Below are 13005 nucleotides of genomic sequence, written 5' to 3'. Positions count from 1 at the left end.
GTTGGCGATTACCAGAACGTACCACGCAACGTCAGCATGTGATTGCGCGGATCGCCGTACCAGTTGCCCAGTGCCGAGGAGCCGACAGTGGAGTAGTACTTCTTGTCAAACGCGTTGTTGAGGTTGTAAAGCACCGACCAGTGATCATCAAGCCGGTACTCCGCCATGGCATTCCACACCGCATAGCCGGCCTGGCGGTATTCGTAGCGCTCGTTGCCCACCACTGCGCCGGTGGCAGGGTCCAGTACCGATGCCGAACCGTTGACATAGTTCGCGCTCTGGAGATTGACCCCACCGCCTATCTTCAGGTCATTGAAGTCGCCCGGCAGACGGTAGGTCGACCACAGTTTGAACAGGTGTTTGGGCGTGACCCCGCTGAACACATCACCGTTGTTGCGGTTACGGTTGTTGTTGTAGGTATAGCCGGCAATGACGCTCCAGTCCGGCAACACCTCACCACTGACCTCAAGGTCGATGCCCTTGCTGACCACCTTGCCCTGGGTCAGGTAGCAGCAGTTGCCTCCGAACAGCACCGAGGTCAACGGGTAGGCAGGGTCTTCGACGGCCTGGTTTTCGCGCTTGGTGTAGTACAGCGCGATCGAGGTGTTCAACGCACCGCCGAACAACTCGCCCTTGATACCGGTTTCATAGGTTTCACCGGTCATGGCCTCGACCGGGCTTCCCGGCAGCGGTCCTTGAAGGTTGCTTTGCTGCGGCTTGAAGATTTCCGAGTAGCTGGCGTATGCCGACCACTCCTCATTCAGGTCATACACAACACCGCCATAGGGCACGACCTTCGTCGGTTCACGGACCGACACGTCCGAGGCCACTGACCACGCCCCGGTGCTGCCATCGAACTCGCGGTAGACCTGGTCGAACTTGTAGCGTTGCACCCGGGCGCCGACGATCAGGTGCAGCGGATCGGCAACGTGCATCCGCAACGTGGAGTAGAGCCCGTACTGCACTTGCGAGTTGGGGTCATAGTCGCTGACCCAGTCCTTGCGGATAGGTGGTTCGATCCAGGGGGTCGACTTCGGGTCGTAGACATCGATGGCGCCAAAGGCACCGGCCAATTGTGGCGTACCCTGCCAGCGGCTGGTGATACGCTGATGGTCGGCGCCCATGAGGAATTCATGCTCACGGCCCAGCAGGTCGAATTTTCCGGCAACGTTCACGTCCCACAGTTGCTGGTCGCTCCGATAGCGAGAGTTCGAACCGAGCCACATCGGGCCGAGCCCGGTGACCGGGTTGAGCGCGCCCACGGAAAAGGAGCCTTTTTTCATACCCACATCTTGCGTCTGGGTATAGCTCAGGTTCACTTTCCAGCGGTCAGACAATTCATGGTCGATCTTGGCGAACAGTTCCTGCGAGCGGCCATCCTGATAAGCCCAGCTCTGGCTCAGGTTGGTATGGCGTGGCAGGCCCAGATCACCGCCGGTGCTGAAACGCGGAAGCCCGGTTCCCGAACCGTTTTCATGAATACGCTCGTAACGCCCGCCCACGGTCAGGCGAGTGCCGGGCAGCACGTCGGCCTCGAGCACACCGTAGATCGTGGGCAGCTCGGTGCTTCGTTCGTCGAGAAAATACTGCCGGTCCGTGTAGGCGGTGACCAATCGTCCGCGCAGTTTTCCGTCGAAGGCCATAGGGCCGGTGACATCCAGTTGCGTACGGTAGTTGTCCCAGGAACCGGCCGATGCCTCGACCTTCAATTGATAGGTGTCCAATGGGCGCTTGCGCACAAGGTTGATGATGCCGCCCGGATCGCCAGTGCCGCCGAAAAGACCCGAGGCCCCACGCAGGACTTCGACGTGATCGAACTCTACCAGGTTGTAGTTCTTGTTCGAGTAGAAGCTGCCTGCCGTGGTACCCAGGGCCATGGGCGCCGCTCCATCGATCTGGATGTTCTCGATGGCAAAACCTCGAGAAAAGTAGGTCGACAGCCGGTCGGTGGAATTCTGCACGGTAATGCCTGGTGCAATCTTCATGGCATCGGTCAGATCGACCATGCCCTTGTCCTGAATCACCTGATGGGTAATGACCGAAACCGACTGCGGCGTCTGGCGCAGGCTGGTCGGGGTCTTGGAGCCGACACTGGTCAGGCTGGGTGTATAGGAACCGGTATTCTCGGTCATCTGCCCCATGCCCTGGCCCTGGATGGTGGTGGTACCGAGTTCCAGCGCCGCCCCCAGCGCAGGAGTTCTTTCGACCAGGATCACATCGCCGCTGAGCCTGGCGCTCAAGCCACTGCCCAACAATAATCGATCAAGCCCCTGCTGTACCGCGTAACGCCCGTGCAGCCCTTGCGAATGCTGGCGGGTCACTACTTCACTGGCAACCATCAGGCGCAACCCCGCCTGATCGGCAAACCGCGTCAGTGCCTGGTCAAGCGGGCCTGGCGCAACATCGAATACCTGCTCAACGGCGTGTTGGTGATCCACCGCCCTGGCCGGTAGGCTGACACCCACGCAGCTCGCTGTCACGATCGCCAGGCTCAAGGCGGTTTGTCTGATCAGATACGGCATAACGCTCCCCTGCTGAAATCAGCGAAATAAAAATCAATCTCGAAAGGAAAGACGTCAGCCCTCTGAAACCCGACAGTGGCAACAATCAATTATTTCTGCGCAGGCCCTACTTTTGCCGTGCGTCGTCTCGCTCGATCACGGTCAACCATGGGAACTGCCGCACGCGTAGCGGCAAGGTGCGCTGCAGCAATTGCAACTGGGCGTGAGTGTCATCGGTTGCAACGACACCGGTGACCGGCAAGCGGCGCAGGTCGTTGTCGCGCACCCAGATCAGGCCGCGGTGGTAGTGGCCGATCTGCTCCAGCACCTCACCCAGCGGCTGCTGGTTGAACACCAGGCGGTCGCGACGCCACGCGGTTGCCGATGCGATATCCACCGCTTGCGCATCCTCCAGGCCGTGCGGACCGAACTGCACCGCCTGGCCGGCGTCAACGTCAACAGCCTGCGCATCCCCCTCGAGCGTCACCCGCACCGAATGCTCGGTCACCACCATCCGCACCTGCTCGCCCTCGCGTCGCACATCGAAGCCGGTACCCAGCGCGCGCATGCGCCCGTTGCCAGCCAGTACCTCGAACGGACGCTGTGCATCGGCTGCGACCTGCACGAAGAGCTCCCCGGCGTACAAACGCAACACCCGGCGATCGCCTTCCAGATCTATATCCACACGCGTGTGCGGCGCCAACTCCAGGCGCGAGCCATCGGCCAGGTTCAACGTGCGGTGCTCGCCCAGAGCGGTCACCTGGTCGGCTACCCAACCTTGGGTTTGAGCCTGCCAGTAGAGCCCCCCCGCAAGGCTCAAGGCTATTGTCAAACCCAACAACGGCACCCTGCGCGACGATGCAGGCGGCCGCTCCAATGCACTGCCCAGCCGCTCCCACAGGCGCTCCGCCGCGTGGGCGGCATGCTGGTGTTGCGGTGATGTTTCGCACCACTGCAGGTAGGCGTCCCAGGCAGGCGCCTCGGCGTCGCCCGAATGCAGGTCGACCAACCACTGCAAGGCCTGCTCGGTCAGCACTGTGGATGCCTTGCCTGAACAAAAACCGCTGCTCTCGCGCCTCATTCAGTCATCCATCATTTCGAGGCGTCGAGCACAGTGCAGCAAGGTGCTCATGATGTACTTGCTGACCATGCTCACCGAGACCCCGAGCCGCTCGGCGATGGCCGCATGGCCCAGCCCTTCGAGGCGATTGAGCAGCAGGGCCTGGCGGCAGTTGACGGGCAATTCGTCCAGGGCCTGCTGCAACAGCATCAGTTGCTGGCGCAACTCGAACAGCGCGGCGGGTCCCGGACATGGATCGAGCAGTTCATGCTCGACCTCGTCAAGCGAGCCGACCGGCCCACGCCGCGTGCGGCTGCGCCCCAGGTCGATGATCAGGTTGCGCAGCACGCGGATCAGGAAAAAGCGCGGATTGGCAATCGAATGCGTGCGCTGTTGACGGTCAAGGCCGACGTAACGCACGAAGGCGTCCTGAGTGAGGTCTGCCGCCATTTCCCGATCGCCCAGGCGGCGGTAGGCAATCTGCTGCAGTTCGCGGTGATAGAGGCGAAACAACCGATCCAGATTATCCAATGCACACTCCAGAGCGATCCATGTGCAGGAGCACAGGTGGCGGGAGCGCTAGGGTACGAATTTTGAGAATCGTTCGCAATACCAAAAAACATTGGCGTCATGCAGGAAGCGGACGACCGCCGTTTAAGCCGCCACCGCCCACAAAAAAGCCCGCATCAGAACGGGCTTTCGAAAAGAGTGCCGATTATCAGAACGTACCCCGCAACGTCAGCATGTGGTTACGCGGCTCACCGTACCAGTTGGCGGCAACCGAAGAGCCTACTGTCGAATAATAGGTCTTGTCGAACACGTTGTTGAGGTTGTAGGTGAGGCTCCAATGATCATCGAGACGATACTCGGCCATGGCGTTCCACACGGCGTAGCCTGCCTGGCGATATTCATAGCTTTCGTTGCGAATGACGGCACCTGTGTTGTCCAGCACCGCTGCGGTTCCACTGACATAATTGGCACTCTGCAGGTTCACCCCGCCGCCGATTTTCAAGTCATTGAATTCGCCTGGCAGACGATATGTGGACCATAGCTTGAACAGGTGTTTGGGGGTCAGGCTGCTGAACACCGTGTCGTCGTTACGATTCTGGTTGTGGTTGTAGGTGTAACCCGCCATCAGGCTCCAGTCGGGAAGCAGCTCACCGCTGACCTCCATGTCCACACCCTTGCTGACCACTTCGCCCTGCGTCACATAACAGCAGCTGCCACCAAACGGAACGGTCGTTACCGGATAAGCAGGGTCCAGAACAGCCTCGTGCTCACGCTTGGTGTAATACAGAGCGAAGGAGGTGTTGACGGCACCGCCCCACAGCTCCCCCTTGATACCGGTCTCGTAGGTCTTGCCGGTCATGGGTTCGATCGAATTGCTGGATTCGGTACCCGGTGCAGGCGTTGGGCCTTCAAGTTTGTTCTGCTGTGGCTTGAAGATTTCCGAATAGCTGGCATACGCCGACCACTCATCATTCAGGTCATATACCACGCCACCATATGGAACCACCTTGGTGGGCTCTCGGGTAGAAAGATAAGCCGGTGCAACGCCCCTTTCCTGATACGTCTGATAGAACTTGTACCGTTGCGCACGAGCACCAACGATCAGGTGCAGAGGTTCGGCCAGTTGCAGCCGCAGGGTCGAGTAGAGACCGTACTGGATCTGGGTATTGGGGTTGTAATCAGCCAGCCAATCCTTGGTGGTGGGTGGGTTTGGCCACGGAGTGGAACCGGGATCGAACACGTTGATTGGCTCGAAGGCGCCTGCCAGTTGCCCGGTGCCCCTCCATTGACTGGTGATTCGCTGATGATCTGCCCCCATCAAAAACTCATGCTGGCGATCGAACAGGTTGAATTTACCCGCCAGGTTAACGTCCGCCAATTGCTGATCGCTGCGGTAGCGCGCCACACTACCGAAGCGCGTTGCCCCGGTGCCCGTCACCGGGTTGACACTGCCCACGTTGAACGCGCGCTTCTGCAACCCGGAGTCCTGAGTCTGGGTGTAACTGACGTTAAGCTTCCAGTCATCCGACAGCTCGTGATCGACCTTGGCAAACACCTCATCCGACCGACCGTCCTGGAACGCCCAGCTCTCGCTCAGGTTGGTATGGCGCGGCAAACCAAGATCCTTGCCGTCGCTGTAGCGAGGCAGGCCGGCGCTGGCACCGTTCTCATTGATACGCTCGGAACGTCCACCGATGGTCAGGCGTGTGCTGGGCAACACGTCCGCCTCCAGGATGCCGTAAAGCGTAGGGCTCTGCGAACTGCGCTCATCCATGAAGTACTGCCTGTCGGTATAGGCCGCTACTAGTCGCCCCCTCAGCTTGCCGTCGAAGCCCATCGGCCCCGTGATGTCGACCTGGCTACGGTAGTTGTCCCATGAACCCGCAGACGCCTCGAACTTCAATTGATAGGTGTCCAATGGGCGCTTGCGCACCAGGTTGATGATGCCACCGGGGTCGCCCGTACCACCAAAAAGGCCTGAAGCACCACGCAGTACTTCAACGTGATCGAACTCGGCCAGGTTGTAGACCTTGCTTGAATAGAAGCTGCCCGCTGTAGTGCCCAGCGCCATGGGGGCTGCACCATCGATCTGGATGTTCTCGATGGCAAAGCCGCGGGAGTAGAAGTCGTTGATGCGCTCGTTCGAGTTGCGCACAGTGATACCCGGCGTCATCTTCATGGCATCGGTCAAATCGACCATGCCCTTGTCCTGAATCACCTGATGGGTAATGACCGAAACCGACTGCGGGGTCTGGCGCAGGCTGGTCGGGGTCTTGGAGCCGACACTGGTCAGGCTGGGCGTATAGGAACCGGTATTCTCGGTCATCTGCCCCATGCCCTGACCCTGGATGGTGGTGGTATCCAGTTCCAGCGCAGAGTTTGAAGCGGCTTCATTGGTCAGCAACACCGTGTTGTCTTCGATGCGATACCTCAGCCCGGCATTGCGCAGCAGTTGCTCCAGCGCCTGCTGCGGCTCCATGGTGCCCACCACGGCCGGGGCCTTCTTGCCAGTGACCAGGTCAGGCCCGTAGAGAATCTGCAAACCGGTCTGGTTGCCCAGATCGATCAGGGCCTTCTCCAGGGATTGGGCGGGGATATTGACCGCCACACTCTGTGCATACACACCGCCGCTGGCACCCAGTGCCAACCCCAACACGATGATGGAAGCCGAAGTACGCCAGGTGGCCAGTGAATTTTTCAGCACACGTGGTGCACGCCTTTTTTGCTCAACCTTCATAGTGTTGGATCACCCCAGATATCATTCGTCGGAAGATCGTCGCCTCTTCAGGGCCACTGATCAGTCAATGGGCATTCCTTGCTGCCACTTCCGCGCCAATGCCTAAGGGGCACGCAGGCCGGACTTCCATCGGATTCTTCGTGGAACCCAATGGAAGACGAATTAAAAATGAAAAATTTAGGAATCGTTCACATTTTCAGTACAGACATACTGAAAAAAGATAGCGCACCGTCTTGCACGGCAGCTGAAACGTCACAGCGAACGGAACCCATCGACGTCGATGGGCTCCGGCAACACGGACGCGCCTCAGGCGCTGGCGTTCTGCGCCTTGGCCAGCAACTGTGCACGCTGCTCGGGGGTCATGCTGTCCAGACGTAACCGTGCCGCCGCCAGTTTTTCCAGTTGCCCGGGGGCGGCCTCCTGCGAGCGCAACGCCTGCGCCAACGCTGCCACGCTGGGGTTGTCGAACACCACGCCGGGGTGCACATCGCACTGCAGCAACTTGCGAATGCCCGCCACCAGCTTGATCACCAGCAACGAGTGCCCACCGGCAGCGAAGAAGTCCTGCTCCACGCTCAGGCGCTCCAGCCCCAGCAGTTGCGCCATGCGGCTGGCCAGCAGTTCCTCGACGGCATCGCGCGGCGCCACACAGGCCACCTCGGCAGTGGCCAACGGACGCTGCTGCAATGTTTGTCGATCAACCTTGCCACTGGCAAGGCGCGGCATCTGCGCCAGCACCTGTACATGGCGTGGCAGCATCGGCGCCGGCAGCCTCAGGGCCAGTTGCGCCGTCACTGCGGAAGCCGCCTCCTGACCTGCGCCCTCACGCAGCACCAAGAAGGCCACCGGCTCGGCGTCGACCAGCACCGCAACCGCCTCGCTGACCTGCGCCAGGCTGGCCAGCTGCACTTCGATTTCCGCCAGTTCGATACGAAACCCTCGCACCTTGACCTGCTGGTCGCGCCGGCCATACAGCTGTACACCGCCCTCGGGACGGTAGCGTGCCAGGTCGCCGCTGCGGTACAGCCGCTCACCCGGCTGCAGCGGATGCTCGATGAACACCTGTGCCGTCTGCTCGGGCGCATTCAGGTAGCCACGCGCCAGTTGTCGTCCACCGATGTACAGCTCGCCCAGTTCGCCAATGGCCACCGCCTGAAGGTGCTCATCCAGCACCAGCACCTGATTGTTGGGCAGCACCTCGGTCAAGGGCACACTCCCTGCGTCCATATCCGCCGCTGTCACCCGATGCACCAACACACCCACGGTGGTTTCGGTAGGCCCATAGTGGTTGAACACGCGACAGTCCGGACGAATCTCGGCAATGCGCTGCAACAGCGAGACGCCGATCGCTTCACCGCCCAGCACCAGGGTCGCCGGCAGGTGCGGCGCCTGGGCTTCGAGCAACGCGGCCAGGTGCGAGGGCACGATCTTCAGGCAGTCGATGGCCTGCTCACGCATGAAGTGCGCGAACGCCTCGGGCGACTGGATGCTGTCGTCGTCGGCTACATGCAGCGCTGCACCCAGGTACAGCGCGCCCAGCAGCGCGGTGTTGCCAAGGTCGGCAGCCACCGTGGAACTCAGGGCGAAGTGACGGCATGCATCGAGTTGCAGTTGCTGGCACACCCCGGCGACGTAGTTGAGCAACTGCTGATGCTCCACCACCACGCCTTTGGGCGTGCCGCTGGAGCCGGAGGTGAACAGCACATAGGCGACATCGGTCGCACTGAGCGCAGGGCTGGCCACATCGCCGTCGACGTGGCCCAGCAGCGCGATGTCCTGCACGACCACACCCTGCCCGGCCAGTTGGGCCAGTTGCGCCTGCTCGGTCAGCACCAGGCCTGGCTGTGCCTGTTCCAGCATCTGCAACTGCCGTGCAACCGGCCATTGCGGGTCCAGCGGCAAGTACGCGGCGCCCACCCGCCAACAGGCCAGCATGGCCACCACCCATTGCGTCGAACGTGGCAAGGCCAGCCCCACCCGCCCACCCTGGCCCACGCCGAGTGTCACCAGGTCGAACGCCAGGCGTGCCACGCGCTGTTCAAGTTCGGCGTAGCTCAGGGTCACGCCGGCACTGACCAGCGCCGGAGCGTCCGGGGTGATGGCGGCCCACTGGGCGATGCGTTCGGGTAACAGCACCCGGTCTTCCAGCGCACGCACTGCGGGGTTGAGGGCAAGCAGCGCGGCGTTGTCCGCAGCCCCCGAGAGGTTGAGCCGGCCCAGGGCCTGTCGACTGTGCGCGGCGATGCTGTGCAGCAGCGCCTGGTACTGTCCGAGCAGCACTTCAAGACCGACCTGGCTGTAGCGCCCCGCTTCGGCGTCAAGACGCAAGGCCGTGTCGCTGACGCTCAGCAGCAACTCGAACCGGGGCTGTGCTTCGGCCAGGCGGGTCGCCTGCCACTGCGCAGTGCCGACAACCTGCTCCAGCAAGGCAGCGCGCGCGGCAAAGCCGTAAAGTGGGTTTTCATACGCCACCGGCAGGTTGCCTGCGGCATATTCCTGCCAGGTCGCATGCTGCTCGAGCTGCGCCGCCAGGTCGGTAACCCACGCTTCGAAGGGTAGCTCCTGATCCACATGCACTACCAGCGGCAGGGTTTTCTCGAACACCCCGATGCTGTTCTCGAAGAACGCGTAATCCTTGCGCCCGTCGTGGCGCCAGCCGCCGACAAACCGATGGCGCCCGCTGATGCGTGCCAGCAGCGTCCACCAGGCTGCCTGCAGCACGGTGTCCAGCGTTACCTCCAGGCGTTGCGCCAGGCCAGCCAGCTGAGCCTGCAACGGCGCCTCCAGCGTAGCCTCAAGCTTGAGCGCGGCTGCGGGCTGGGTCGTGGCACGGCGGTATGGCAAACAGGGCGCAACGCACGCTTCGCTGGCCGGCAGGTGCGCCTGCCAGTACGCCTTGGCGGTGTCGGCATCTTCGTCGAACAACACTTCGCTGCGCCACTCCAGGTACTGCGCAAACTGCCCCGGTTCCTCGTCGTCGACCGCAGCAGCGTGCAGGTAGGCCTGTACCAGCGCGTCGAACATTACCTTGAGGCTGCCGGCATCACCGACAAAGCGGGTCAGCGCCAGCACCAGCACCCACCGCCCCTGCGTCACACGCGACAGCAAGGCCTGCACGTACGGGCCTGCCGCAGGCCAGGGTTCGGCGAGCCACGCCTCGGGCGCCACATCTGGCTGCACCTGCAGGTCGAACGCCTGCGCCGATGCCTCGGGCATGAACTGGCGCTGGCCGTGATAGCCGGCCACGCTGCCCAGGCGCATGGCCAGGGCGGCGTGTCGCGCCAGCAGGCTGTCCAGTGCCTGCTGCAGGCGCGGCACATCCGGCTCGCCGTGGATATCGACGCGCAGGCAATGCGCGATGGCCTCGCGCCGTGCACCGGCATTCAATGCCGCGACCCAGGTTTCCTGCTCGGGAAGCAGGGCCAGGCCTGTGTCCAGTGTTTCCAGCTGTGCCGTGCTCATGCGCCCGCCTCGTCCTTTGCCATCGTCCGCTGTTGTGTGTCAGGCAGCGCCTCCAGGGCACTGCGTTCGATCATCTCGCCCATCGCCACGACAATCTTGCGCGGCCCCTCGAAGGGGTCGCGAGCATGGGCGGCAAGCATGTTGTCGAGCAGAATCACATCACCCTTGCGCCACTCGAAACGCACCGCGCATTCTTCGTACAGGTCGCCGATCTGCTGCATGACCTCGTCCTTGATCGGCGAACCGTCGCCGTAGTAAACGTGGCGGGGCATGCGCTGCTCGCCGAACAGTGCCAGCAGGTCTTCGCGCACATCCGGGTCCAGGCAGTAGATGTGGTGCAACTGCACCTGGTTGAAGAAGCTCTTCTCGCCCGTGACCGGGTGGCTGATGATCGCCGGGCACGGCGTGCGGATCTGCAGTTCGTCGTTATCCAGCCAGGTCCACTGGATGCCCGCCGCACTGCAGCGCGCCTCGACCTCGGCACGCACCTCGGTCTTGAAGAAGTGCTGCCACGACACATCGAGCTTGTCGGCAAAGGTGCGCACGTACAGCAGGCCCTTGCTCTCGAAGCGCTCACGCAGCTCGGTCGGCAGCTTCTGGTACATCAGACGGCAGTCCACCACCGGGGTGGCGCCCCCCACGGGTGAAGGCTGCTCACAGAAGAACAGCTGCTTGCGCGGCCAGCGATCCTGATGCGCGCTTTCGTTGTGGAAAAGAATCATCTTCTTCTCCGGATACGGCGTCGAACGGTAGGTGTTCTTGCCGCCTTCCTTCTTCGGCAGGTCACCGTACTGGCCATACAGGCCAGGCTGCACGGCTTCGGCAAAGGCTTCGAAGGCGTGGATATCGCGCAGGGCGAAACCACGGAACAGGATGCCGGCATGCTGGGCAAGCTTGTGCTCCACCAGTGGGCGGTTGTGCTCGATCCACTGGATCAGGTCCAGCCCAGGGTCGGTCGGTTCCCACAGCAGCGGGAACGCCTGGCCCGGCACCATCAGGCTCTCGCGCATGGCGGCTACCGCAGGGCGCGCTGCCGGCCCCTGGGCCTTCTTCAGAAACTTGCCCAGTTTGTCGGCCTTGCTCGGTGCAGCGGGTGTTGCAGGCGCAGCCACAGGGGCCGCGGTATGGGTAGGCATGTTGATTTCCCCTAGACGTTTATCTGGATCACGCACCATCTGTTCGAGAATGGTCATCCAGCCTTTCACGCAGAGCTCGATACGTTCTTGTTGGAATAAGTCGCTGGCGTACTGCCAGGTGCCATGCAACTGGTCGGCCTCCTGGTCGATGAACAGGGCCATGTCGAACTTGGAGTAGCCACCGCCCATCGGCAGTGCCTCGACCCGCACCGCGTCCATCGCCGCCTGGCGCACCGGCAGGTTGTTCATCACGAACAGCACCTGCACCAACGGGTTGGCGCCCTTGTGCCGAGGCGTCGCGGCAGCCTCGACGATCTGGTCGAATGGCAACTCCTGGTGTTCGAACGCACTCAGTGCGGTGTCCTGGACCTGGGCCAGGTACTCGCGCACCGACAGCTGCTCCTGCCAGCGTGAACGCAGCGGCAGCACGTTGATGAAGAAGCCGATCAGGCCTTCCAGTTCAGGCTGCGAGCGCCCCGCCACGTCCGCCCCGACCAGCACGTCGTGGCTGCCACTGAGCCGGTGCAACATCACCTGGAATGCCGCCAGCAAGGTGCTGTAAAGGGTGACCCCGGCGGTACGTGACAGGCCCTTGAGCTGCTCGTGCAGGGCCGCCGGCAGGCTGAAGTGCAGGTCGCGACCGGCATGGCTGGCCTGGGGCTTGCGCGGGTGGTCGGCCGGCAACACCAGCAGCCCGTCGTGACCGGCCAGGGTGCGCTGCCAGAAGGCAGCCTGTTCGCGCATCACTCCCGCCTGCTCCAGGGCCTGCTGCCACTGGGCATAATCGGAATACTGCAAGGGCAAGGGCGGCAACGGCGTCTGGATCCCGGCCTTGAGGCGGGCGTAAGCCTCGACCACTTCGTTGCTCAGCAGCGCCAGCGACCAGCCATCGGAGATGATGTGGTGCATGCAGAACAGCAGCACGTGGCGCTCCTGACCCAGGCGTATCACCTGGCCACGCAACAGCGGTGCCTGCACCAGGCTGATGGGCTGGCGGGCATTGTGCTCGATCGCCTCGGCTACCCTCGCCTCCTGCTCCCCTGCTGGCAGCATCGACAGATCCAGCAGCGGCAGAGGCAGCGGCACGTCTGTGCTGACCACCGCCAGTGGATCACCGTCGTCATCGGCCACATACGCGGTACGCAGTACTTCATGGCGCCTGATCAACTGCGCCAGGCTGGCTTCGAGCAGCGGCACCGACAGTTCGCCTTCCAGGCGCAGCGCCAGGGGCATGCCATAAGCGCCGCTGGGCGCGGCGAACTGCTCGACCACCCACAGCCGACGCTGGGCCAGCGACAGCGGCGCCGTGGCGCGCTCGCCGTAGGCCTGCAGGCTCGGCAGCGCCGCGCGCGACCGGCCATCGCGCTGAGCCAGCAAGGCGGCGAAGGCACCGAGGGTCGGCGTGCCGAACAGGTCACGCAAACCCACCTCGACACTCAGCACCTGACGCAGCCGCGCCACCACCTGGGTAGCCAGCAACGAATGGCCACCCAGCTCGAAAAAGTTGTCGTCGCGACCAATCCGCGACAGCTCCAGCACCTGCTGCCAGACCTGGGCAATCCTCTGCTCCAGATCACCTTGCGGCGCCACGTACTCGGC

At 62.6% G+C, this 13005-nt stretch carries 6 protein-coding genes; all 6 read right to left on the bottom strand.

The window, feature by feature from the left end; genetic code table 11:
• Nucleotides 1–8 precede the first annotated feature (8 nt).
• The gene (locus tag NP552_RS25740) at nucleotides 9–2522 is read right to left on the bottom strand and encodes a TonB-dependent siderophore receptor (RefSeq protein ID WP_253087442.1); all 2514 of its coding nucleotides are present in this window, start codon (nucleotides 2520–2522) and stop codon (nucleotides 9–11) included.
• Between the two features lie 106 nt (nucleotides 2523–2628).
• Complete coding sequence (locus NP552_RS25735; protein WP_213607247.1) at nucleotides 2629–3582, bottom strand: FecR family protein; 954 nt, start codon at nucleotides 3580–3582, stop codon at nucleotides 2629–2631.
• Entirely contained in the window at nucleotides 3583–4092 is a 510-nt protein-coding gene (locus NP552_RS25730; RefSeq protein WP_274097312.1) for an RNA polymerase sigma factor, read from the bottom strand.
• 187 nt (nucleotides 4093–4279) lie between these two features.
• A complete protein-coding gene (locus NP552_RS25725; protein ID WP_274097311.1) occupies nucleotides 4280–6808 on the bottom strand; it encodes a TonB-dependent siderophore receptor in 2529 nt (842 codons plus the stop codon).
• A gap of 306 nt (nucleotides 6809–7114) precedes the next feature.
• A complete protein-coding gene (locus tag NP552_RS25720; RefSeq protein ID WP_274097310.1) occupies nucleotides 7115–10270 on the bottom strand; it encodes a non-ribosomal peptide synthetase in 3156 nt (1051 codons plus the stop codon).
• Nucleotides 10267–13005: condensation domain-containing protein (locus NP552_RS25715; RefSeq protein ID WP_274097309.1), on the bottom strand; the 2739-nt coding region annotated here is incomplete at its 5' end. The genes NP552_RS25715 and NP552_RS25720, both read right to left, overlap by 4 nt.

This window comes from Pseudomonas sp. 8209 (assembly GCF_028682105.1).
GTDB lineage: Bacteria > Pseudomonadota > Gammaproteobacteria > Pseudomonadales > Pseudomonadaceae > Aquipseudomonas > Aquipseudomonas palmensis.
Note: the sequence above shows the minus strand (reverse complement) of the source record. Positions and strands in the feature narration are given on the sequence as shown.

Bases quoted from the DNA above. Each gene is read 5' to 3' on its own strand.
- NP552_RS25740 (WP_253087442.1), bottom strand. From the start codon at position 2,522: ATGCCGTATCTGATCAGACAAACCGCCTTGAGCCTGGCGATCGTGACA.
- NP552_RS25735 (WP_213607247.1), bottom strand. From the start codon at position 3,582: ATGAGGCGCGAGAGCAGCGGTTTTTGTTCAGGCAAGGCATCCACAGTG.
- NP552_RS25725 (WP_274097311.1), bottom strand. From the start codon at position 6,808: ATGAAGGTTGAGCAAAAAAGGCGTGCACCACGTGTGCTGAAAAATTCA.
- NP552_RS25720 (WP_274097310.1), bottom strand. From the start codon at position 10,270: ATGAGCACGGCACAGCTGGAAACACTGGACACAGGCCTGGCCCTGCTT.